At 62.1% G+C, this 21494-nt stretch carries 22 protein-coding genes; 8 read left to right on the forward strand and 14 right to left on the reverse strand.

Annotation, left to right across the window (positions count from 1 at the left end):
• Positions 1-17: 17 nt before the first annotated feature.
• The 7 genes from ACM5SV_RS27230 to ACM5SV_RS27260 form a co-directional block, all read right to left on the reverse strand.
• Positions 18-716 (reverse strand): nucleotidyl transferase AbiEii/AbiGii toxin family protein, encoded by a 699-nt coding sequence (locus tag ACM5SV_RS27230; RefSeq protein WP_012756576.1) that lies wholly within the window; start codon positions 714-716, stop codon positions 18-20.
• A gap of 55 nt (positions 717-771) precedes the next feature.
• Entirely contained in the window at positions 772-1008 is a 237-nt protein-coding gene (locus ACM5SV_RS27235; protein WP_128407449.1) for a hypothetical protein, read from the reverse strand.
• A gap of 46 nt (positions 1009-1054) precedes the next feature.
• Positions 1055-1975 carry an alpha/beta hydrolase family protein gene (locus ACM5SV_RS27240; RefSeq protein ID WP_012756574.1) on the reverse strand — a complete coding sequence of 307 codons (921 nt, stop codon included), beginning with the start codon at positions 1973-1975 and terminating at the stop codon, positions 1055-1057.
• Between the two features lie 112 nt (positions 1976-2087).
• Complete coding sequence (locus ACM5SV_RS27245) at positions 2088-3713, reverse strand: cisplatin damage response ATP-dependent DNA ligase (RefSeq protein ID WP_128440265.1); 1626 nt, start codon at positions 3711-3713, stop codon at positions 2088-2090.
• A gap of 262 nt (positions 3714-3975) precedes the next feature.
• A complete protein-coding gene (locus tag ACM5SV_RS27250; protein WP_222017613.1) occupies positions 3976-4986 on the reverse strand; it encodes a ligase-associated DNA damage response exonuclease in 1011 nt (336 codons plus the stop codon).
• Positions 4987-5183: 197 nt separating this feature from the next.
• Complete coding sequence (locus ACM5SV_RS27255; RefSeq protein ID WP_128407452.1) at positions 5184-6542, reverse strand: tetratricopeptide repeat protein; 1359 nt, start codon at positions 6540-6542, stop codon at positions 5184-5186.
• 215 nt (positions 6543-6757) lie between these two features.
• Positions 6758-7588, reverse strand: a complete 831-nt coding sequence (locus tag ACM5SV_RS27260) for an alpha/beta fold hydrolase (RefSeq protein ID WP_222017765.1) — start codon at positions 7586-7588, stop codon at positions 6758-6760.
• Positions 7589-7692: 104 nt separating this feature from the next.
• Here ACM5SV_RS27260 and ACM5SV_RS27265 point away from each other — a divergent pair, with 104 nt between their 5' ends.
• Complete coding sequence (locus ACM5SV_RS27265) at positions 7693-8664, forward strand: glycerophosphodiester phosphodiesterase family protein (protein WP_419425451.1); 972 nt, start codon at positions 7693-7695, stop codon at positions 8662-8664.
• Between the two features lie 3 nt (positions 8665-8667).
• Here ACM5SV_RS27265 and ACM5SV_RS27270 read toward each other — a convergent pair whose 3' ends face one another.
• On the reverse strand, positions 8668-10965 hold the full coding sequence (locus ACM5SV_RS27270) for an EAL domain-containing protein (RefSeq protein WP_221965177.1): 2298 nt from the start codon (positions 10963-10965) through the stop codon (positions 8668-8670).
• Between the two features lie 253 nt (positions 10966-11218).
• On the opposite strand from ACM5SV_RS27270, the gene ACM5SV_RS27275 reads away from it, so the two are divergent.
• Positions 11219-12586: a TIGR03808 family TAT-translocated repetitive protein gene (locus ACM5SV_RS27275; protein ID WP_222017617.1), complete on the forward strand. Its 1368-nt coding sequence runs from the start codon at positions 11219-11221 to the stop codon at positions 12584-12586.
• Positions 12587-12736: 150 nt separating this feature from the next.
• Positions 12737-13402, forward strand: a complete 666-nt coding sequence (locus ACM5SV_RS27280; protein ID WP_221965175.1) for a glutathione S-transferase family protein — start codon at positions 12737-12739, stop codon at positions 13400-13402.
• A gap of 3 nt (positions 13403-13405) precedes the next feature.
• Here the strand turns inward: ACM5SV_RS27280 and ACM5SV_RS27285 are convergent, their stop codons facing one another.
• Positions 13406-14302: a LysR substrate-binding domain-containing protein gene (locus ACM5SV_RS27285; protein WP_222017619.1), complete on the reverse strand. Its 897-nt coding sequence runs from the start codon at positions 14300-14302 to the stop codon at positions 13406-13408.
• 175 nt (positions 14303-14477) lie between these two features.
• Between ACM5SV_RS27285 and ACM5SV_RS27290 the strand changes: the two genes are divergently transcribed.
• Together ACM5SV_RS27290 and ACM5SV_RS27295 are read left to right on the forward strand one after the other, a co-directional pair.
• Positions 14478-14678, forward strand: coding sequence for a hypothetical protein (locus tag ACM5SV_RS27290; RefSeq protein ID WP_012756563.1), 201 nt, complete (start codon positions 14478-14480; stop codon positions 14676-14678).
• A 38-nt stretch (positions 14679-14716) separates the two neighbouring features.
• Entirely contained in the window at positions 14717-15082 is a 366-nt protein-coding gene (locus ACM5SV_RS27295; RefSeq protein WP_222017621.1) for an MmcQ/YjbR family DNA-binding protein, read from the forward strand.
• On the opposite strand, the gene ACM5SV_RS27300 is transcribed toward ACM5SV_RS27295, so the two are convergent.
• The gene (locus tag ACM5SV_RS27300) at positions 15067-15687 is read right to left on the reverse strand and encodes a glutathione S-transferase family protein (protein ID WP_113546466.1); all 621 of its coding nucleotides are present in this window, start codon (positions 15685-15687) and stop codon (positions 15067-15069) included. The two genes, ACM5SV_RS27295 and ACM5SV_RS27300, sit on opposite strands and share 16 nt — an antisense overlap.
• Positions 15688-16050: 363 nt before the next feature.
• Positions 16051-16407, reverse strand: a complete 357-nt coding sequence (locus ACM5SV_RS27305) for a hypothetical protein (protein ID WP_012756560.1) — start codon at positions 16405-16407, stop codon at positions 16051-16053.
• Between the two features lie 143 nt (positions 16408-16550).
• Between ACM5SV_RS27305 and ACM5SV_RS27310 the strand changes: the two genes are divergently transcribed.
• Positions 16551-17306: a DeoR/GlpR family DNA-binding transcription regulator gene (locus ACM5SV_RS27310; protein ID WP_012756559.1), complete on the forward strand. Its 756-nt coding sequence runs from the start codon at positions 16551-16553 to the stop codon at positions 17304-17306.
• On the opposite strand, the gene ACM5SV_RS27315 is transcribed toward ACM5SV_RS27310, so the two are convergent.
• From ACM5SV_RS27315 to ACM5SV_RS27325, 3 genes are all read right to left on the reverse strand, one after another.
• Complete coding sequence (locus ACM5SV_RS27315; RefSeq protein WP_131707476.1) at positions 17281-18021, reverse strand: hypothetical protein; 741 nt, start codon at positions 18019-18021, stop codon at positions 17281-17283. The genes ACM5SV_RS27310 and ACM5SV_RS27315 overlap by 26 nt on opposite strands.
• Positions 18022-18152: 131 nt before the next feature.
• On the reverse strand, positions 18153-19160 hold the full coding sequence (locus ACM5SV_RS27320) for an asparaginase (protein WP_113546196.1): 1008 nt from the start codon (positions 19158-19160) through the stop codon (positions 18153-18155).
• Positions 19161-19438: 278 nt separating this feature from the next.
• The gene (locus ACM5SV_RS27325) at positions 19439-19750 is read right to left on the reverse strand and encodes a hypothetical protein (RefSeq protein ID WP_128440250.1); all 312 of its coding nucleotides are present in this window, start codon (positions 19748-19750) and stop codon (positions 19439-19441) included.
• A 151-nt stretch (positions 19751-19901) separates the two neighbouring features.
• On the opposite strand from ACM5SV_RS27325, the gene ACM5SV_RS27330 reads away from it, so the two are divergent.
• Positions 19902-20129, forward strand: a complete 228-nt coding sequence (locus ACM5SV_RS27330; RefSeq protein ID WP_260690415.1) for a hypothetical protein — start codon at positions 19902-19904, stop codon at positions 20127-20129.
• A gap of 144 nt (positions 20130-20273) precedes the next feature.
• Positions 20274-21485: an MFS transporter gene (locus ACM5SV_RS27335; RefSeq protein WP_222017625.1), complete on the forward strand. Its 1212-nt coding sequence runs from the start codon at positions 20274-20276 to the stop codon at positions 21483-21485.
• Positions 21486-21494 lie beyond the last annotated feature (9 nt).

Below are 21494 nucleotides of genomic sequence, written 5' to 3' on the forward strand. Positions count from 1 at the left end.
GGTGGGAAAGCTGCGGGCTAAGACGACCAGAGCCGCCGGGCTTCGCCGCGAAGCGCAGCGATCGCCTGTGCGGCAACGTCACCGTCCATCTGCAGAACGCTTGCGGCATGTCTCAATTCAGTCTCGTCCTCAAGTCTGGCGAGGACCCAGCCGATCTTGCGCTCAATGTCTTGCCCATAAGCTTCCGTCGCCTTGAGAACAGCGACAGCGGGAATCTCCACGTAGCGGGTGAGAAGCATGCCGAGATCGATAGCATCACGGTAGGCGACGGCCCTGTCCTGGCAGCGGTCAGCATTGGCGAGCAGTTTTTCAGCGAACATATCCGGCAGCGACAGCATGGGAATGTTCAGCTGTGGATCGAGGGTGCCTTCAAGAGCAATCCGGGCCTCACGCACGATTTCAAAGCGAATCGGCTGCCCTTCAAGGGTAAGAGCCGTGCGTATTCCATACTGATCTGTCCTGATATCCCGGAGCGCGGCTACCGGCTTTGCGAAAAACGCCCCTACTCCGCTTTCGACCGCCGCCATGCGCAAGACGCGATATCCCTCGCCATCCGCACAGAGAAAATCGACATCGAGCGACAGTCGGTATTCATCGAGATGCATGACTATGGCGGTTCCGCCGGCAAACCAACACTTGTTGGCCAGAAGAAAATCAGCCTCCATCAACTGAAGAGCCGCGGCGATGGTGCGATGTTCCGGACGTCTGAATTCCATGGTGGCCACCCGATTTCCGCCCAAGCCTAAACGCGAAGGATAAAGAAACGGAAAATCAGGAAACGAGCAGGACGCCGTTGCCATGGGTGGCGGCCAGCTCGCGGATCAGTTGCGCCTCCCGCTCGGTCAGCCTGCCGGTATCGACGAAACGCCAGTTGCGTTCATAAAGCGCGAAGGCCTCGTTGGCAGGCATGGCGCGCGCGGGATCGCGATTCCAGGCGAGCGATTTCAGCTCGGGGAAGTCGTTCGGCACAATCATGCTTTCTGGCATGCTCTCTGCGTTCGTCGTCATTCCCACAATATAGGGCCAATAGCCCTCAATTTGAAGCGGCTGGAATTCAGGCCGCCACCCCGTGGAAGAAGCGGATGCTCTGTTCGATCTCGGCCGGCAGCGCCGAGGTGTGATTGCCGGCGATGGTTTCGGTCTCGATATGGACGCCGGCGGCGCGGGCGCGGCGGGCCAGCAGATCGGCGCGGTCGTTGAAATGCGGCTCCTCCGTGCCGTGGACGACGCGGATCGGACATTTGAAGCTATGAGCGTAACACAGGGCCGAACGTACCTCGAATTCATGCTTATTGCTGTCGTCGAAGCGAATATCCTGCGGATAGCGGTTGAAGAAGCGGAAGGCATCGGGGTTGCCTGAAATCGGTGCGGCGGCGCGGAATTTGTGAGTGGTCATCGCCGTCAGCATGGTCAGCGTGCCGCCGATGCTGTGGCCGGCGATGAAGAGGCGCTCGGGATCGACACCTGGCAGATGCGCCAGGCGCTCGGTGGCGGCGAGCACGTCGTCGACCTCGTCGTAAAAACCGGAGAAATTGCCCATCTGGCCGTTTTCGCCGCGCAACGACGGCATCATCACGACATAACCGGCATCCATATAGGGTTTCATCAGCTGCCAGTGGCCGATGCCCATGGCATTGCCGCCGTGCAGGAAGAGCACGGCAGGCTTGGCAGCGCGCTCGCGCTTGTATTTCGAGACCCAGGCCGCCAGTTCCAGTTCGCCGTAACCGGAGCGGTAGAAGATCTTGTCGGCATCGGCAGGCGCATTCAGCAGTTCGTATTTGTCGGGCGCCGGGCCCTTCTGCAGCAGCTTGGTGCGGAAATGGTGGCGGACCTTGGCGTAGTCGTGCTTGGCAAGGCGCGGCTCGTCCGGGACATCGAAAGCTGCCGCCATGCGCGGCAGGACAAGTGCACCGGCAAGACCCGCCAGTACGGCACGGCGTTGATGGAAAAAAGAATTTTGTTCAAGCGAGCTCATAACGCACCCATCATTTTCCCGGCATGCAGAATCTGCACCGGAAGATCGTTGCCGCCAATACACATGCTGTTGAAAATATTGCCCTGCGTCATTTTGCGCAGGGCTTGCAACTTCATGCCGGCTTGGCCTCGATCATGGCGATCAGCGTGCGCAGCCGGTCGGCCTCGTAGGAGGGCTTGTCGGGGCGAAGGCGGGCGATGCGGGGGAAGCGCATGGCGACCCCCGATTTGTGCCGGGTCGAGCGGTTGATGCCTTCGAAGGCCACTTCGACGACGAAGCCGAAATCCTTGTCGGCGCGCACGGCGCGCACCGGGCCGAAACGCTCGGTGGTATTGTTGCGCACGAATTTGTCGAGCACCTCGAGCTCGGCATCGGTGAAGCCGAAATAGGCCTTGCCGACGGGCACCAGCTGTTCGCCGTCCTCGTCATCGGCCCAGACGCCGAAGGTGAAATCGGAATAGTAGCTGGAGCGCTTGCCGTGGCCGCGCTGGGCATACATCAGCACCGCATCGACGTTGTAGGGGTTGCGCTTCCACTTGAACCAGGGGCCCTTCATGCGGCCGGCCTGGTAGATACTGTCGCGGCGCTTGATCATCACGCCTTCGATGACCGGATCGGGCGGCGCGGCGCGCAGAGTATCGAGCTCTTCCCACGACGAGAACGGCACGAGCGGCGAGAGATCGAAACGGTCATGAGGGGCGCGGTCGATGATCTCGGTCAGCCGATCGCGGCGATCGACATAGGTGCGGCCGCGGACATCGTCGTCGCCATCGAAGAGCAGGTCATAGGTGCGGATGAAAGCGGGGTAATCGCCAAGCATCTTTGCCGTCACCGTCTTGCGGTTCAGGCGCTGCTGCAGGTCGGAGAAGGTGCGGGTCGGGCTGTTGGAGCGCGCGGTGCCGCCGACCAGCAGCTCGCCGTCGACGACGCCGGAAAAATTGATCGCGTCGAGAATATCGGGAAAGGCGCCTGATATGTCGTCGCCGGAGCGGGAATAGATCTTGCGCCTGTCGCCGGAGCGGGAGAGCTGGACGCGGATACCGTCCCACTTCCATTCGGCGGCGTAGTTCACCGGATCGAGACTGGTCAGATCCCCCTCCTCCACCGCATTGGCGAGCATGACGGAGTGAAAGATCGCCGGTGTGGCCAGCACCGGTTTTTCGCCGCCATCCGCCAGCCATTCGAACAGCGTCTCATAGGGCGGCTGCAGGCCATGCCAGAGGGTTTCGATCTCGGTGACGTCCTTATCGCCGAGATCGGCCAGCGCCTGCTTGGCAAGGCGGGCGGAAACGCCGATGCGCATGGCGCCGGTGGCAAGCTTGATGAAAGCGAAACGGCCGGACGAATCCAGCCGGTCGAGAAGATCGCGAACGTAGCTGCGCACTTCAGTGCGGCCGAGCGCATTCATGCCGGTGACGACCTCGCCGAGACGCGGCTGAGCAAGGGCCGAGCGGTCGATATCCCTCTCATTGTCCCAGACGAGCGAGATGGTTTCGGCAAGATCGCCGACATAGTCGTAGGAATAGCGAAACAGCACCTCGTCCATGCGCTCCAGCACCAGCTCGCGCAGCATGGCGGGCTTGACGTTGCGCACCTCCAGCGTGCCGGCGATGGCGGCAAGGCCGTAGCCGCGGTCCGGATCCGGCGTGTCGCGGAAATAGTCGGTCAGCAGCTTCAGCTTGCCGTTGCGGCTGGGGGTCAGCACCAGGCGGTCGAGGAGGTCGGCGAAGGCTTTCATGGGCGCCTCCCACTGGCGTGAAGAGGCCCAACGGGTACTCCCTCATTCCCGTGCTTGTCACAGGAATCCAGCGCGTCCAAGTCCTTGGACGCGGGAGATCCTTTTACGTCGCATGAGTCTTTCACCGCGCCTACTCGCGGTGGCTGGATTCCTGTGACAAGCACAGGAATGAGGGTGTGAGAAATGCGGCGGGCGCGGCACGAAAGCCCCTCCCCCTTGTGGGGAGGGGTTGGGGCGGGGTTTTCAGCGACAAGCTCCACGCTCAATCCCCCTCATCCTCATAACCGACCAGATGCAGCGGCTTCGCCTTGATGCCCTGCAATTGGCACCAGCGCACCAGGGCTTCCTCGCGGCCATGCGTCACCCAGACCTCGGCCGGGTGCAGTTCCCGGATCGTTTCGGTCAGTTCCGGCCAGTCGCAATGATCGGAGATGACGAGCGGCAGTTCGACGCCGTGCTGTTTGGCGCGCTGGCGCACCATCATCCAGCCGGAGGCGAAGGCCGGCAGCGGCTCGTTGAAGCGCCGGGCCCAGCGGTCGGCGAAGGCCGATGACGGGCCGATGACGACCGCCCCCTTGAAGGCGGACTTGTCGCGGCTTTCGATCGTCGCCGGCAGCAGCTCGCCGAGATCGATGCCCTGCTCGATGTAATAGTCGCAGAGTTTTTCCATGGCGCCATGGATATAGATCGGTTCGGCATAGCCGGCATCGCGCAGCAGCCGGATGACGCGCTGAGCCTTGCCGAGCGCATAGGCGCCGACCAGATGGGTGCGCTCGGGAAATTGCCGCAGCGATGCCAAGAGCTTGCCGATCTCCTCCATCGGATCGGGATGATGGAAGACCGGCAGGCCGAAGGTCGCCTCGGTGATGAAGACATCGCAGGGAACCGGCACATAGGCGGCGCAGGTCGGGTCGGGGCGGCGCTTGTAGTCGCCGGAAACGACGATCCGGGTGCCGTTCTTCTCGATGGAGATCTGGGCGGAGCCGAGCACATGGCCGGCCGGATGAAAGCTCACCTTGACGCCGTTGACCAGCAGCTCCTCGCCGAAGGCGGCAGCCTGTTCGCTGGCGCAGTAACCGTCGCCGTAACGCAAGCGCATGATGTCGAGCGTCTGGCGGGTGGCAAGCACGTTCACATGGCCCGGGCGGGCATGATCCGAATGGCCATGAGTGACGAGCGCCTGCTCGACGGGCCGCACCGGATCGACATAAAAGCCGCCTTCCGGGCAATAGAGCCCCTCCGGGGCGGGATAAAGCAGCGCATCAGGTCTCATGAAACGAGAGATAGCGGGAAATGGGCGCGAGGCCAGAGGGCGGGAAGAAGGGACTGGCGAATGCACTGGAATCGACCACTGCGCAAGCTCGTCTTCGTCGTGACGTTGGTCGAAAACACTCGGACAGTAACGAGCATGGCCGCCTTTCCTCAAGACGGCCATGCTGACCTTCCGTGTCTGCGACAGAAGGCCGTTGCTCAGGCGATAGGCGTCATCAGCAGGCTCGTTCCGTCGTGGCCAACCAGCATGTCCAGTGAGGTACCTGCATGGACGTCGACCGGCTGTGGGAAAGTGTGAAGAACCTGGAGCCAACCTCCATCATGATAGCCGTCGGGGTGGTTATCGAAAACCACACCCTCGATCAGATCGACCTTCATCCACTGGACGACCCCGACGGCGGAGCCGTTTGCCTGCACCGGCACCGATATCTTACGCAGCGCTGCAGAATGTTTGCGGGCGGTGAGATCCACGGCAGCGATCTCGAAATCGTCCGAAAGCCTGGTCCACTCGGTCATCGTGCCGTGAACGGGTAGGCGCAAAGGGGCGAGCGCATTGAACTGCGACATGTCGAAGCCGGAGACCTCGCCGACATGGGCATAGTTGGAGAGCGTTTCGCTGGCAACCAGGCAGCCGATGGCGGAGGCGGCGCGTGGAATGACGATCGCGTCCTCGCGGACCAGGCGGGCGTGGGCGTCCTCGAAGGTTTTCAGCACGCCTTCGGCAAGGAGATCGCTCGAAAGAATCTCGGAAATCAGGATGTCCGCGCGGGCTTTCATCTCTCTGCCGACAGAAAGTTCGGTCGAGGACTTTTCGAAGATGTCGATCTGTTCGCGATAACCATTGGCGGCGATGATCCTCTCCGCCGTCTGCGCTATGGCCGGCACACTCTCACAGGTCGCGATATTGGTGGCGCCAGCGCGCGCCGCCATCATCGACAGCAGACCGCTGCCCGCGCCGATATCGAGGATCTGCGCATCCGCTCCGCGCAGCTCTATGGCAAGGCGGATTGCCGCTTCAAAAGCATCGTTGCGTCGAGTGTCGTTCATCATGGCGATGTGCCAGAAGGGCACGATCAACGAGGAGATCCGTCTTATCTGATGCCAGGCATTGATATTGTCCGGCTGCAACCGCAGAACATGACGGAATTCGGCCAGCGCCTCCGGCTGCCGGCCGGAATCGGCCAATGCGACAGCGAGGTTGTTCCGCACGAGAGGATTTTCGGGTGACAGGCCACGTGCCATCTCATAGCAGCCGACCGCTTCCGCCGACCGGCCGAGCTGACGCAGCAGCGCACCTTTTTCCATCAGGGCGACGAGATGGCCGGGATTGAGACCGAGCAGCTTGTTCCAGTAGTAGAGAGCGGTTTCTGCATCACCTCTCTTTGCGACGACACTCGCCAGCAGCGGTAGGATATCTATCGTGCGATAGTCCTTGTGGAGGACTCGGACATAGGCTTTCTCGGCGCTTTCGAAATCGCCCGAGGCCTGAAAACTCATAGCGTCGCTCAGCGATTTTTGCGCGATCGAAACTCGCTCTTCAATATCGATACTGATCATTCCTGCTCCCTGGGCCTTCTCAAGACATGCGGGGGAGCCGCGGATCGAGCACACGCCATCGGCCGCGCAACCTACCCATGCATAGGAAATCACATGAGCGGGCGGCGGCTCGAAGGTTTCCGTGAGCGAACGACAAAACGAATCCTTCCCACAGGACCCTACGTTTGCCGTTCCGAAAAAGTTACCGAATTCTTAGGAAATTGCCCTGCCGCGGCTCAACGCCGCAAGTCTTCATTTTTTCGTGTGCCGATGTCATCCAGGAAGTTGACTACAGCGACATTAAACTCACCCGGTCGCTGCAGCGGCGCGAAATGGCTGACGCCTGTCAGATAGATCATCTCAGCGTTCGGAATGCTGCGGGCAAGATATTCGGCATGGTCGGGCTTGATGAATTCGTCGTGCTCGCCAAGCACGATTGCGACAGGCACGCGGATCAGGCCCAAGTCGGAAGCCTGATAATTCGGCTCCGTTCGCATCATCTGGCTGACCGCCTCGACGAATGGGTTGAAATCATCCGGCGTGGTGGACAATGCGCCATAGTCCTTGGCGTGCCGGCCGAAGCATCGGTCGATGACCGGGGTCGGGACGAATTCCCGCGTGCCGCTCGGATCCATGTTGCAGGCGAAGAAGAAGACGCCCTCGACCCGCGACGGCGCCGTCATGGCGAGGATCAAAGCGATGCAGGCGCCGTCGCTCCAGCCGATAATGGCCGCCTTGTCGAGATGCAGTTCGTCCATGACGGCAAGCACATCGGCAGCCATCAACTCATAGCTATAGGGACGGGAATCTCGGGTGCTTCTTCCATGGCCGCGGCTGTCGACAAGCACGACGCGGCGGCCACGGCGTAACAGTGCCGGGACCTGATAGCCCCAGTTGCCGCTGTGGCCGAGGCCGCCATGCAGCAGAATGACGGGCGGGCCGGCGCCATAGCTCGCATACCAGATACGGGCGCCGTCATGCGCGACATGACCGTCGACTGCCGCCGGCGGCAACGGCGCGGCGCCATGCGCTTCGAAATGGATGAGTTCGTCGTCGTCAACTTCCATAGTGATCAGACTCATTGTTGCCGCAGCATAGAAAAGCCGGAAAACAGCCCAAGAACAACCAGAATCGTTTTCTAGCCCTTGCGATGCAACCAGGGGGATCGGCATTGGGCAGGAAGTTTTTCTATTGTGCGGCGGCAATCGCCGTCGCCGCGGCGGGCGTCTACCTCAACAATACCAGCCTGCTCGCCGAACATCGGCCGGGAAAGCCGGTGCTGCTCGCCCATCGCGGCATCGCCCAACGGTTCGACGAAACCGATCTCAAGAACGACACCTGTACGGCGAGCCGCATGCTGCCGCCGAATCACGATTATCTGGAAAACACCATTCCGTCGATGCAGGCAGGCTTTGCGGCGGGCGCCGATATCGTCGAGATCGACATACATCCGACGACGGACGGGCAGTTTGCGGTTTTTCACGACTGGACGCTCGACTGCCGCACCGACGGGCATGGCGTCACCCGCGAGCATTCGATGGCTGACATGAAGAGGCTCGACATCGGCTATGGCTATACCGCCGATGGCGGCAAGACCTTTCCCTTTCGCGGCCGGGGCATCGGGATGATGCCGACGCTTGCCGAGGTGCTGTCGACCTTTCCGGATCGGCGCTTCCTCATCAACGTCAAGAGCCGCGATCCTTCCGAGGGCGAAAAGCTCGCCGCCGTGCTCAACGGGCTTTCCACTGAGCGACGGGCCGAGATCATCGTCTATGGCGGCGACGAGCCGATCGACGTGCTGCGCAGGCTGGCACCTGATATCAAGACTGCCTCGCGCAAGCGCCTGAAGAGCTGCCTGTTCGGCTATATCAGCTACGGCTGGACCGGCCTGCTGCCGGACGAATGCAGACATGCGATGATGCTGGTGCCGATCAATATCGCGCCGTGGCTCTGGGGCTGGCCGGATCGTTTTCTCAACCGAATGCAGGATGCCGGGACCGAGGTTTTCGCGCTCGGCCCCTATCGCGGCAATGATTTTTCCACCGGCATCGACGACCCCGCGCAACTGGCGCGGCTGCCGCCGAACTATGCGGCGGGCATATGGACGAACGAGATCGAGGCGATCGGCAAGCTTATGAAATAAGTGTCAGAGACTGCGCGCCCGCAGCAATGCCGGGATCTCCTCCGGGGAGACCGGCTTGGAGAAGCGGAAGCCTTGCGCCTCCTCGCAGTGGGCCTGGCGCAGGAAATCCATCTGGGCGTCGGTTTCGACGCCTTCGGCGAGTACCGAGAGCTTCAGCGTCTGCGCCAGCGAAATGACGGCCGAGGCGATGGCGACGGCGGTTTTGTCGCCCGGCAGGGCCTCGACCAGCGAACGGTCCATCTTCAGGCGGTCGAAGGGGAAGGTCTTCAGCGCCGCCAGGCTGGAATAGCCGGAGCCGAAATCGTCGATCGACAGGCGGACGCCCAGCCCCCGCAGCGTTTCCATCATGGCAAGCGCGCGTTCGGCATTTTGCATCACCACGCTTTCGGTGACTTCCAGCTCCAGCCAGCGGGACTGCAGGCGGTGGCGCTCGAGCGCCTCGGCGACGTGGGTTGCGAAGTCAGGATCGGCGAACTGCTTGGCCGAGACATTGACGGCAATCGTCAGCGGCGCCAGGCCCATGTCTTGCCAAAGACGCGCCTGGCGGCAGGCCTCGTTCAGTACCCAGAGACCGAGGGGAACGATCAGGCCGGTCTCTTCGGCGAGCGGAATGAAATTGACCGGCGGCACCCTGCCCTTTGCCGGATGGTTCCAGCGCACCAGCGCCTCGAGGCCGGTGATGCGGCCGGTGGCGACATCAACCTGCGGCTGGTATTGGAGGAACAGCTGGTCGCCGGTGATCGCCTGATGCAATTCTTCGTGCTCGCCGAGCGGCATTCCGACCGGCGTGCTGCCGCCTTCGTGATGTTGCAATGTGTTGCGGCCGAGTTCCTTGGCGCGGTACATGGCGCGGTCGGCATTGGCGAGGAGCTCTTCCGAGGTTGCACCATCGAAGGGGAAGGCGGCAACGCCGATGCTCGAGGTGACGGTGATTTCGCCGTCCGCGCCGCGGATCGGCCGGTTGATTGCCTTCTGCAGCTCGCGAAGGCGGCGCGTGATGCCGGCATCATGGCTCGACTGGTGGACGAGCACCACGAGGAATTCGTCGCCGCCGAGACGCACCACCATATCAGACGCCCTGACGCTATTGGCCATGCGGGTGGCGATCTCCTTCAGCACCTCGTCGCCGGCAGCGTGGCCGCGGCCGTCATTGATGTCCTTGAAATTGTCGAGATCGATATAGGCGACGGTCACCTTGCGGTTGTTGCGCCGGGCCTGGTCGAGGATGCTCGCCAGCCGTTCCTTGAGGAAGGCGCGGTTCGGCAGGCCCGTCAGATCGTCATGATGGGCCATGAAATGAATGCGGTCGTCGACACGCTTGCGCTCGATGGCGATGCCGGCGATATGGGTGGCGAGCGCCACCAGCGTCATCTCGTGGTCGGTGGGACGGCGGACTTCCCTGGAATAGAGCGCGAAGGTGCCGAGCACATTGTTCTGTGATGTGGCGATCGGCGTCGACCAGCAGGAGCGGAAGCCGAACGGGGCGATCAGGGCGCGAAAATCCTCCCAGAGCGGATCACTCATCACGTCGTCGACGATCACGGTCTGACCGCGCCAGGCGGCGGTGCCGCAGGAGCCGACCTTGGGACCGATCGTAACGCCGTCGATGAGCCGGCTGTAGCCGCCGGGCAGATTGGGAGACGCGCCGTGATAGAGCCTGGTGCCCTCGCTGTCGAGCAGCAGCACCGATCCGTCAATCCCATCGAGCTGCGCCTCGATCATCAGCACGAGCGCCTCGAGGATCATCGGCAACGGCTCGTTGCGGGCGATCATTTCGAGCAGGCTCGCCTGGCCGCGATGCAGATCCTCCTGGCGCTTGCGTTCGGTGATATCACGGGAAACACCGATCAGACCGACGATTTCGCCACGATCATTGCGCAGCGGTATCTTCGAGGTCAGCCGGCATATCGGTCTTCTGCTGCCGGGAAGAACGTAGGATTCCTCCATGTCGATGCGCGCTTCGCCCGTCGCCATGATCTGCTGCTCGATATCGAAATGGTGGCGCGCCGTCTCGAAATCGAACAGGTCGAAGTCGCGCTTGCCGGTCATCAGCGCAGCACTCTCCAGGCCAAGGCTGCTGGCGGTGACTGTATTGGCGAAGACGAAGCGGCTGTCACGATCCTTGACATAGAGAAAGTCGGGAAGTTCGTGGACGATTTCCTTGAGGCGCAGGTTCTCGATACCTTCGGAGAAGTGGTGGGCGGTCGATGCCATCATTGCCTCCGTCGCGGCGATGATGCGTCGCGTTTCGGCCGTCTGGGCATCGGTTGATTCCCATCGCCTGGCACCCAATTCGCGCATGACGCCATTCCCCCTGCGGCCGAAGGCCGTATTCCACACCCGCCATAATAGAAATTCCCTTAAAAGTAGTCCTCATTTCCTTCGCCTTGCTTAAATGAAAGGGTGAACAAGACGACAATATTAGCGGCGATATCCTGCCGCCGGGCTCGCCACAACGGCAATTTCGCCCGCCTTTGCCAAGCCTGTGCCAAAAGAATACATGCGGGGTTGGCACATTTCCTGCTACGGGCACGCTATGACGAGTGATCCCCGGATGCCTTCACGCCGCGACATGCTTTTATTCCTCGCTGCGTCAGCCGTGGCGGGAGGGGCATCGCGCGCGCTTGCCTCGCCGCTGACGGCAGCCACTCAGCCCGATCTGCGCGGGGCGATCGACGCAGTGGAATATCGCGCCATTCCCGAAAGCGGCGACCGCACGACCGGCAACCTGCAGCAGATGATCGAACAGGCAGCGCGTGAGAACGTGCCGGTGTTCCTGCCGCCCGGCACCTACCGGGTCTCCAACCTCACTTTGCCGGACAATACGCGTATCACTGGCGTGCCCGGCGCCTCGCGGATCGTCTATACCGGCGAAGGCCATCTCTTTTCGGCCGAGAACGTGCGGCGCATCGAGCTTTCCAATCTCGTCATCGACGGCGGCAACCGCTGGCTTGGCGACTATGCCGGCGGGCTTTTGCAATTCACCGGCGTCGACGAGGTGCTGATCGACAATTGCGAGATCGGCGGCAGCCGCAAACACGGGCTGCAACTGGAGCGCTGCGGCGGGCGGATCGAGCGCAGCCGGATCTCGGGGGCTGCCCAATCCGGGCTTTACGCAGTGGATTCCAGCGCCCTGTCGGTCACCGGCAACACGGTCTCGGATTGCGGCAATGGCGGCATCCTGGTGCATCGCTGGAAAAAGGCGGAGGACGGCACTATCGTCTCCGGCAACCGCATCTTCAACATCCGCGCCAATGACGGCGGCACCGGGCAAAACGGCAACGGCATCAACATCTTCCGCGCCGACGGCGTGTTGGTGGTGAATAACCATATCTCCGACTGCGCCTTTACGGCGGTCCGCGCCAATTCGGCCTCGGACATCCAGATCAGCAGCAACCAGTGCCGGCGGTCCGGCGAGACGGCGATCTATGTCGAATTCGCTTTCGAGGGCGCTGTCGTCTCCGCCAACATGATCGACGGGGCGGCAAACGGCATCTCGATCGCCAATTTCGACGAGGGCGGCCGGCTGGCGAGCGTCACCGGCAATGTGGTGCGCAACCTGACGCTGCGCGGCCCATACCAGCACGAGGTCGGCTTCGGCATCGGCATTGCGGCCGAGGCCGACACGCTGATTTCAGGCAATGTGATCGAGGGCGCGCCGCGCTGGGGCCTGCAGATCGGCTGGGGTCCGTATCTGCGCAACGTCGTCGTGACAGGCAATGTGGTGCGCAAGGCGCCTGTGGGATGCGCCGTCTCGGTCGCCGACGGCGCCGGGACCGCCGTCATCACCGACAACATCTTCCAGGAGACCGCCGAAGGGGCGGTGCTCGGCTTCCAATGGGAGAAGAAAGTCTCCGGCGAGATGGCGGGCGGCGGCTCGCCCTATGCACAGCTGACCGTCGAGAGAAACCGCGTCTCCTGACTTTGCTTGCGCAATTGCCGACGCAAACCGCTTGCACTTTCTGGAATTGCTTGGCGTATCAAAAGCTTTCATCATCCCATCAGCGCCAGGGACTTCTCGCAGCCTGATCCGGCATTTACGGTCTTTGCACATATCGAGGGGGATACGTTCATGCTGACAATCTACGGGGTTTATCGATCGCGCGCCTCCCGCGTTTACTGGATGGCGGAGGAGCTCGGGCTCGAATTCCAGTCGGTGCCGGTGCTGCAGGCAAGGCGGCTGGCAGATCCGCTCTCTCCGGATGCGCCACTCAATACGCATTCGCCTGAATTTGTTGCCGTCAACCCGATGGCGCAGATCCCCAGCATTCGGGATGGCGACCTCGTCATGCACGAGTCGCTGGCGATCAACCTCTATCTCGCGCGTAGACACGGCGGGCCGCTTTCCGCACAAACCGTCGAAGAAGACGGATTGCTGACGATGTGGACGGTCTGGGCGGCTTCGCAGGTCGAGCCGCTTACGGTGAAGATCGTGCTCACCTATGATAACGGGCTCGAAAATAGCGACGAGGGCAAGCAGGCGATCGCCGTCTCCTGCCGGTCGCTGCGCAGGCCGCTGGCGGTTCTCGAAAACCACCTCGCCGGCCGGCCATGGATCGTCGGCGACCGCTTCACCGTCGCCGATCTCAATCTCGCCGAGGTGCTGCGTTACGCCCAAAGCGAAGAGACGCTTTTCGAAGCGCATCCCAACGTGAAGGCCTGGATCGAACGCTGCCAGTCCCGCCCGGCCTATAGGGCGATGCAGGCAACGCGCGGTAAAGAGCCGATCGAGGTTTGAAAATTACTGGAACAGCCTGAGCGTGCCGGCCATTTCCTCGCGGATCCAGGCCTTGAAATCCTTCACCTTCTTCGGCTCGCGCGTGCCTTCGGCGGTGACGAAGTAATGGCCGAATCCGGTCTGCGCACGAATGCCGAAAGGGGCGGCCAGCCGGCCTTCGGCAAGCGCAAAGGCGGCAAGGGTCTGCCAGGCCAGCATGACGCCCTGGCCGGCGATCGCCGCGTCGAGGCAGAGCGAGGCGTCGTTGAAGACGTGACGGGTCGAAAGCGTAGCACCTGATAGTCCGACCTCGCGCATCCAGACTTCCCAGGTGAACATGGCGTGGCCATCGACGATGGCGGGCAGTGCGAGGATATCGGCGGGTTCCTTCAAATTCGACGCCATCTCCGGAGAACAGACCGGAAAGACCTCCTGTGCCAACAACAGTTCGGCCTTCACGTCAGGCCACTTGCCGTTGCCGACGCGGATGCCGATATCGACATCGCAAAGCGCCGGATTGACGAGATTGGTGGTCGCATCCAGCCGCAGCTTGATGTCGGGGTGACGCTCGGCGAAGCGATCGAGCCGATGGACGAGCCAGCGGGCGGCGAAAACCGGCGCCACCGAGATCGTCAGGATCGAATCGTCCTTGCGGCTGGCGATCGACACCGCCGCCGAAAGACGGGCAAAACCCTCGTCGAGCGCGAGCAGCACCGGCCGGCCGGCTTCGGTGGCGATCATTCCCCTGGCTGTGCGTTCGAAGATCACCTGACCGAGCTGGGCTTCGGCCTTGATGACCTGCTGGCTAACGGCGCCGACCGAGACGCCGAGTTCGTCGGCGGCGGCCTGCAGCGAGCCGAGACGGCCGACGGCTTCCAGCGCCCGCAGGCCGTTGAGATGGACCATATTCAGGTTCTTCATATAGTTTTTCTATACCGCCTCAGCGTTATTCTCAATTGAAAATCCGGTTGTTGAGGCCGACATTGCAAGCATAGGCAATCCATTCCAACGCAGAGCGTCGGCCAGTTAGGATTACTCGGAGGCGTGAGCCGCTGGGGTGATCACATCCACGCCACGGAAGAAAGCGAGGCATGCCATGTCGTTGCTGAAGTTTTTCTTGAGGCCCGTCCTTCATCTGGGCAGTGCGGAAATTGCAGATTCTCCTGCCTGGAAGGACGATCCGTTGCGGCATCCCGAGGTCGAGCGCATGTCGATGCGCGAAATCGCCGATCTGCCGCTCGGGATGCCGGCCGGCTTTCCCAAAGAGGCCAAGCCGCCGCTGGCGAAATGCGCCTGAAGATATGGTAGGTTCGCCCTGGCAGAAAGGGCGGAACCATGGCCGGCAATGTCGATGCAATCTTCGAACGCCTGAAGCGGCTGGCGGCGGAAGCCGGGCTGCCTGATGTCGAGGAGAGCACCTCCTACGGCAATCCGGCGCTGAAGGTCGGCGGCAAGAGTTTCGTTGCGGTGAAGAATGCCGAGACGATCGTGATCTCGATTTCGCTCGACGACAAGGATCACCTACTGGAGATGGCGCCCGACGTCTATTTTCAAACCGATCATTATGTCGGCTGGCCGCATCTGCCGGTGCGCGCCGCCGTGATCGGCGACGAGGAATTGCGGTTGCGGCTGATCGGCGCCTGGCTGTTCCGGGCGCCGAAGAAGCTTGCCGCCGGATTTAAGGATCAGGCCCGGTCGTAGGCCAGCGCCCGCTGGACGGCGGGGCGCTGCAGCATGCGGGCGTGGTGATCGCTCGCCCTTTCGAAGCGGGCGGGATCGACGCCGTCCGACGGCAGCCAGTCGGTCATGACGAAGAGATAGGGATCGGCGAGCGAATAGGTCTCACCCATCACCCATGGGCCTTCGAACATCGTCTGCTCGATCAGCGTGAAACAATCGGCCATATTCTCAGGCACCTTGGCCTTCATCGCCTCGATTGCCGCCGGCTCGTCGGCCCAGCGGGAGCCGCGCGGGCGATGGGCATGGTTCACATGCACGGTCGAGCAGATATAGCTGTTGAAGGACTGGAGCCTGGCAAATTCGAAAGGATCGTCAAGCGGCGCCAGCTTGGCGGCCGGCGCGCTCTGGGCGATATAGGCCAAGATCGCCGGCGTTTCCGTCAGCACGCCGTAATCGGTGACCAGTGCCGGCACCCGGCCCTTCGGGTTGATCTTCAAATAGTCCGGCGAACGCTGTTCGCCATCGCGGAGGCTGATCTTCTTGACCTCGAAGGCCAGGCCGGATTCTTCCAGGGCAATAAGGCTTGCGAGCGCGCAGGTTCCGGGCGCGTAGTACAATGTCAGCATGGTTCTCGACTCCCTTTCGGCAAGGGTTATAGCGCAGGGGTGGGCGGGCTGGAACTGGTGGGATTGGGTTTTGCTTCTCCATCGGGACAAGGGTGGGTGCGTGCGAGTGTGAGAGCATGATCGGTGTGCCGCGCCGCGCCCCTCATCCGGCTGCCGCCACCTTCTCCCCGCTTACGGGGAGAAGGGACATGCCGCACCGGCTTTCCCCGACCTCGACGCTGCGTTTGCCACGTCCCCTCGCCCCGTTTTTACGGGGAGAGGGTTAGGGTGAGGGGCAGATCTTGCACTTCAACTCGCCTTGTCAGCCAACGCAGCCGGATACGATAGATGCCCCTTCTCCCTCCGGAGAGAAAACACGCACATTCAGCCGCAGCCCGGCACGTCTTCCAGGCGGTGCCAGACCGGGATGCCGCGTTCCCGGGCGATGCGGACGTCGTTGTCCGCCCCTTTGGAATCGCCCGGCAGGCGCAGCACGCCTTCGCAGAGCTGCAGCAGCCGGCCGGCGACCGGGTGGAAGATCTCTTCGTAGAGCGCGTCGCCGACCGACCGGCCGCCGGCGGCATGCCAGATCGGCAGGGCTACCCATTCGCCGATCATCGGCACATGGCCGGCCTGAAACAGCGCGTGCGAGGGCGCTTCCAGCCGCTTCAGGTTGGCGGCCATCTTTTCCGGGTCGTCGCCGGTTCCGGACCGATAGGGCCCGGCAATCAAAATCAACATGATCCACTCCTTCGCTCCGCTTTATGCGTGAGCATTTTCCCGGCCTCATGCACGGGATTTCGTGAAAATGCACGATATTTCTTGAATGTCGAGTCACTTCGTGCAATATCGGGCTATTATGTTTAATTTCGTGCAGAGAGACGATGCTGACAACCCAACGCAAGGCCCTCATTCTCGACATCCTGCGCCGTGACGGCCAGGTGATCGCCAAACGCGTCGCCGAGGATTTCGCGCTTTCGGAGGACACTATCCGGCGTGACCTCCGGGAAATGGCGGCGGAGGGGCTGTTGAAACGAGTGCATGGCGGGGCGATGCCGCTGGCGCCTGATCTGCCGGATTTTACCGCCCGGCGCAGCGTGTCGTCGCAGATCAAGGCACGGCTGGGGGCGGCGGCGGCGGCGATGGTGAAGCCCGGTCAGATGATCTTCCTCGACGGCGGCACGACGACGGCGGAGATCGCCAGGCACTTGCCGCGCGACATGCCGCTGACGGTTGCGACCCACAGCCCGACGATTGCCGCCGAACTCGAACACCACCCGACAGCCGAGGTGATCCTCGCCGGCGGACGGCTCTACAAACATTCGATGGTGGCGACGGGGGCAGCGGCGATGGCGGCGATCTCGCAGCTTCGCCCCGACCTCTTCTTCCTCGGGGTGACGGCCGCCCATCCGGTGCACGGGCTTTCCACCGGCGATTTCGAGGAAGCGGCGATCAAGCGGCACATCGCCCGCTGCGCGGCTGAAACGCATGTGCTGCTGACCGAGGAGAAGTTCGACCTCGTCTCGCCCTGCCCCGTGCTTGGCATTTCCGAGGTGGCGGGGCTGATCGTGCCGGCGGAGATGACGGCTGAACAGCTGAAACCCTATCGCGATCTCAACGGCGCAATCGCCGCAGCATGATGGTGCTGCGGGAGGGCTGCGGTGCTGCAGCATGCGGCAAGAGGCTTGCGGCAAGGGCCGCGATGAAGGCCGCCAACACGGCATAGGCCGGCGCGATGCTGCCGGTTCCAAAGGTCAGCACCATCTGCAGATATGGCTGCGCCAGCGCGATGACGACGGAAAGTGCCGGCATGTCGAGCAGTGTCCCGGCGATCCGCGACAGTTCCGGCATGAAGGCTACGCCGGCAAGCGCGCCGTAGACCGCCGTCAGGCGGAGTGTGAGGCGCAAGGGCACCGAGGCTGCAAGAGGCAGCATGTCGCCATCCTCGAGCGCAAACATGAGATAGATGACAAAGGCCGCCAGAAACAGGAAGGCGACCGGCAGCACCGCCAGGGTGGTGGGTTGCGTCAGAGCCGCCGCATCCGCTGCAACGAAGAGGAGGATCGGCGTGGAGGCGACGAACCAGACAGCGACGACCGGTCCCCAGAACCAGATGAGCGAGAGCGTGTGAAGACGCAGCAGCGTTGCCATGAAGAGCACGCCGATTGCAGCCCAGATACAGGCGGGTTTGAGCATGCCCGATATCAGCCGGAGGACCGGCTCGCAGGCGCCGGCCATATCGCCGCAGCCGGACAGCTGGATCGTGAGCCAGGTGATATAATCGAGGCTCAGCGCGGCGAACATGAAGATGCCGATCCCCATCAGCATCCACCAGAGATAGCGGCCTGCAAACATGCCCTGCCCTCACGGCTTCCAGGACTGTGCTCACGTCGCCGCGAAAGGGTGCATCCACGATCGCAGGACGTATCCCTCTTTATATTAGTCAATTCTTATTTTTCTAATAACTTATATATGTAGGCTCGTAGTCATCCGGCCAAGGCGGAGGTGACCCTGATATCGCCGACATGGATGCCGTTCCAATTGAGCATCGGCGTTGCGGCATGAGCCATCAATGCCGCATGCACCTCGCTCTCCGCCTCGAAGAAGCGGGCGAGGGTCGCCGCCACCATGGCTTCGGCAGCGCGGGTCATGCCATCCTCGCATTTGAGCGCGATGGCGATGCCCTTTTCCGGGATCGCCGCGCAGAAGACGCCTTCGGCACCTGTCTTGCAGAAGATGCGGCCGGGGGCGATCTGCATCAGCGCCGTGCAGGCGCGCCCGGAGCCGGCGACATAGAAGGGCTCGGCCATGCAGGCCTCGATCAGCCGGCGGGATGCCTTGGCGCGCAAGGGTTCCAGGCCGGTGCCGGTCGCCATTTTGGCAAAACCATGGGCCAGGCTGCGTAGCGGCACGGCATAGGTCGGGATCGAGCAGCCGTCGGTGCCGCAGCTATCGGCGCCAATCACGGCGCCGGTCAGGCTTTCCATCACCGCGCGGATCTCGATCTGCAGCGGGTGCTGGGTGCCGACATAACCCTTCGGATCGAGGTCCTGATGGCAGCAGGCGCAGATGAAACCGGCATGTTTTCCCGAGCAATTGTTGTGCAGCGCGGTCGGTGCCTCGAGCGTGCGGGCCTGATGGATCAGGGTCTTCTGGCTCATGGACCAGTGGGCGCCGCATTCCAGCGCTTGCGCATCGCGACCGGCACGCAACAGCATGGAGGAGGCGAGCGCCACGTGCTCGTCCTCGCCATTGTGCGAGGCGCAGGCCAGCGCCAATTCCTTGTCACCGAAGCCATAGGCATCGGCAGCACCGCTCTCGACCAGCGGCAGCGCCTGCATCGCCTTGCAGGACGAGCGCGGAAAGACCGCGACCTCGATGTCGCCCAGCGAGAAGACAAGCTTGCCATCGCCATCGACCACAGCCACCGAGCCGCGATGGCGACTTTCGACGAGCAGACCGCGGGTGACTTCGACGGTGACGGGATTGGTCATGAGCTCTCATCCGGATGCTGGCGGGATAGCGCAGTCCATAACGCGTCACGCGGGGAAAGCCAACGGGGTTGACGCTTTGCAAGGGTTAGGCGGCTGCGCGAGGGCCTGCCTGATGGAGCAACTGGCGCGCCTGCGGTGAGTTTGGCGGAGACGTCACCGCACATTCCGTCCTCCTCGGCCTTGAGCCGAGGATCCATGCCCGCTGCTGGTGGAGGTCAGCGTGGGTCCTCGGGTCAAGCCCGAGGAAGACGGAGAGGGGGTGAGCTTCCGCGCTTTTCCTAATCTCTTTCGACAACGATGTTCCGCAGAACACCGTGTCTGTCACGAGCCCGGATTTCGATGGTTTTGCTCTTATTTCCAGCATTCACGACGTTACATATTTCGTTGATGGCATCCCAAAACTGTGCGCCGACAGGCGAATCTATCTCAAGAGTTGTCATGACTTGTCTCGCCGATTTCCAGGTAATGGGAAAATCGCAAGTTTTCGTACCTTGACGAAAGGTGCGCTCAAACGGCGTCGGCGGATCAAGGAGCGTGCAACCTGCAACAGCGAAAGAAAGCGCAACAGCGCCAATAAAGCGAAATTTCATTGTCCCCACCCAATTGATCAACCCCGGCGAGCACTAAGGGCAGAAGATTGATAGAGTCAATTGGCCGCCATCCCAGGCCTTGAGTTTGGACGCATCGGGACGCTATCGTGCAGCCCGGTTCACATTCCAAGGAATTGTTTTGCAAGCGGGCATGTCTATCACCGAGTCCATATTGTTGGCATTTTTCACCATTGTCTCCCTGGGTCTGGCGTCTTGGCCGGCACGCCGGCCGGCAAAGGCGAGCGTTGGAATAATCCTCGGAACACTTGTGGGGCTGGCGCTGATCGTCAGCACCTCAGCTCTGGTCGGATTTTTGGGAAAGGTGCTTCCCTTCGGGCAAATCGACTTCTGGCTCTCAAGTTTGGTCGCGAAATTCTGAGCTAGGCGCTCGGCCTCGTTGCGGGCTCGGAGCGCGATCACATCGTCCAAATATTCATCACATAAATTGACCGAGGCGATCGAAAACTATCGTTTCTCTGATGGGTCCGATGCGACTAAGAGTGGTGCATCAGGAACCGTTCCCATGTCATCCACCTTTTCCTTGATCCTTCGCGACAACAGGATCCGCATCCCAACCGTGACCCTCGTCGCGCTCGCCTTCACCTATGCGTCGACCGCGCCCTATCAGTCGATCATCGGGATCAACGAACTCGGCATGAGCAACGGCGCCTATTCGGCACTGGTGTTCTTGTCTTCGATCGTCAACGTCACGACGAGCCTGACGCTCGGCATCTGGTCGGACAGGCTGAAGGAGCGCCGGCCGCTGGTGCTGGGGCTTTGCGTCGCCGGCATGCTCGGCTTCGGGTCGATCGCGCTCATTCATAGCCCCGCGGTCTTCATCTTCTCTACGCTGTTGCTGGTGCCGATGAGCAATTCCACCTATTCGCTGCTGTTTGCCAGCCTGCGCGCCAGGACCAACCAGATGGACCGTGGCCAGGGGGCGGCGATCACCGCAACGGTGCGGGCGCTCTTTTCCGGCTCATGGGCGCTGGCGCCGGGGTTGATCGGCCTCTATCTCGTCAGTTCGCCGTCGATGACGCCGGCCTATGGGATCGCGGCACTGGCAAGCTGCACCTGCTTCTGCCTGTATTTTTTCTTCGCACCCGGAAATGGCTCAGGCGGCCCTGCCCCCGATCCAGTCGGCTTCTTAGCTTCGCTGAAACGGATTTTCGTGCCGCATGTGCTGTCGCGCGTCATCGTCATGGCGATGCTGTTCGGGCTGCAGCGGCTGAACGCCATGCTCCTGCCGCTGATCATCACCCGTGCGGCCGGCGGCACCGTGGTCGATGTCGGCTTCATTGCAGGCTTGACGGCGTTGCTCGAGATGCCGTTCATGATGATGTGGGGCTTTGCGCAGCGCCGCTTCCGAAGCGCGCATGTGCTTGCCTTCGGCGCGCTGATCTATTGCGTCTATCTGCTGCTGCTCGGCTTTGCTTCCGCACCCTGGCACGTCTACGCACTCCTCCTCTTCAATGCCTGTGGGGCGGCAGCGATCCTCAGCGTGCCGATCACCTATCTGCAGGACCTGATCGCGGACCGGCCGGGGCTTGGAACCTCACTGATCTCGCTGAACACGTTCATTGGGGTTGGCATCAGCGCCGGTCTCTTCGCCTTCGGCACCGCGATCACCGATTATTCCGGCACCGCCTTCGTCGGCGCGGCCGCGGGTCTCGCATCGATCGGAGTGCTGCTCTATCTCGAAAGCAGCAGGCGGCAGGCGCGGCAACCGGCGTGACATGCGGCG

Origin of the sequence: Rhizobium sp. CRRU65, from assembly GCF_048551595.1 — a bacterium.
Lineage (GTDB): Bacteria > Pseudomonadota > Alphaproteobacteria > Rhizobiales > Rhizobiaceae > Rhizobium > Rhizobium leguminosarum_J.

Coding starts and splice junctions, on each gene's coding strand:
- ACM5SV_RS27230 (WP_012756576.1), bottom strand. CDS start 716: ATGGAATTCAGACGTCCGGAACATCGCACCATCGCCGCGGCTCTTCAG.
- ACM5SV_RS27235 (WP_128407449.1), bottom strand. CDS start 1,008: ATGACGACGAACGCAGAGAGCATGCCAGAAAGCATGATTGTGCCGAAC.
- ACM5SV_RS27240 (WP_012756574.1), bottom strand. CDS start 1,975: ATGAGCTCGCTTGAACAAAATTCTTTTTTCCATCAACGCCGTGCCGTA.
- ACM5SV_RS27245 (WP_128440265.1), bottom strand. CDS start 3,713: ATGAAAGCCTTCGCCGACCTCCTCGACCGCCTGGTGCTGACCCCCAGC.
- ACM5SV_RS27250 (WP_222017613.1), bottom strand. CDS start 4,986: ATGAGACCTGATGCGCTGCTTTATCCCGCCCCGGAGGGGCTCTATTGC.
- ACM5SV_RS27255 (WP_128407452.1), bottom strand. CDS start 6,542: ATGATCAGTATCGATATTGAAGAGCGAGTTTCGATCGCGCAAAAATCG.
- ACM5SV_RS27260 (WP_222017765.1), bottom strand. CDS start 7,588: ATGGAAGTTGACGACGACGAACTCATCCATTTCGAAGCGCATGGCGCC.
- ACM5SV_RS27270 (WP_221965177.1), bottom strand. CDS start 10,965: ATGCGCGAATTGGGTGCCAGGCGATGGGAATCAACCGATGCCCAGACG.
- ACM5SV_RS27275 (WP_222017617.1), top strand. CDS start 11,219: ATGCCTTCACGCCGCGACATGCTTTTATTCCTCGCTGCGTCAGCCGTG.
- ACM5SV_RS27280 (WP_221965175.1), top strand. CDS start 12,737: ATGCTGACAATCTACGGGGTTTATCGATCGCGCGCCTCCCGCGTTTAC.
- ACM5SV_RS27285 (WP_222017619.1), bottom strand. CDS start 14,302: ATGAAGAACCTGAATATGGTCCATCTCAACGGCCTGCGGGCGCTGGAA.
- ACM5SV_RS27290 (WP_012756563.1), top strand. CDS start 14,478: ATGTCGTTGCTGAAGTTTTTCTTGAGGCCCGTCCTTCATCTGGGCAGT.
- ACM5SV_RS27295 (WP_222017621.1), top strand. CDS start 14,717: ATGGCCGGCAATGTCGATGCAATCTTCGAACGCCTGAAGCGGCTGGCG.
- ACM5SV_RS27300 (WP_113546466.1), bottom strand. CDS start 15,687: ATGCTGACATTGTACTACGCGCCCGGAACCTGCGCGCTCGCAAGCCTT.
- ACM5SV_RS27305 (WP_012756560.1), bottom strand. CDS start 16,407: ATGTTGATTTTGATTGCCGGGCCCTATCGGTCCGGAACCGGCGACGAC.
- ACM5SV_RS27310 (WP_012756559.1), top strand. CDS start 16,551: ATGCTGACAACCCAACGCAAGGCCCTCATTCTCGACATCCTGCGCCGT.
- ACM5SV_RS27315 (WP_131707476.1), bottom strand. CDS start 18,021: ATGTTTGCAGGCCGCTATCTCTGGTGGATGCTGATGGGGATCGGCATC.
- ACM5SV_RS27320 (WP_113546196.1), bottom strand. CDS start 19,160: ATGACCAATCCCGTCACCGTCGAAGTCACCCGCGGTCTGCTCGTCGAA.
- ACM5SV_RS27325 (WP_128440250.1), bottom strand. CDS start 19,750: ATGAAATTTCGCTTTATTGGCGCTGTTGCGCTTTCTTTCGCTGTTGCA.
- ACM5SV_RS27330 (WP_260690415.1), top strand. CDS start 19,902: ATGTCTATCACCGAGTCCATATTGTTGGCATTTTTCACCATTGTCTCC.
- ACM5SV_RS27335 (WP_222017625.1), top strand. CDS start 20,274: ATGTCATCCACCTTTTCCTTGATCCTTCGCGACAACAGGATCCGCATC.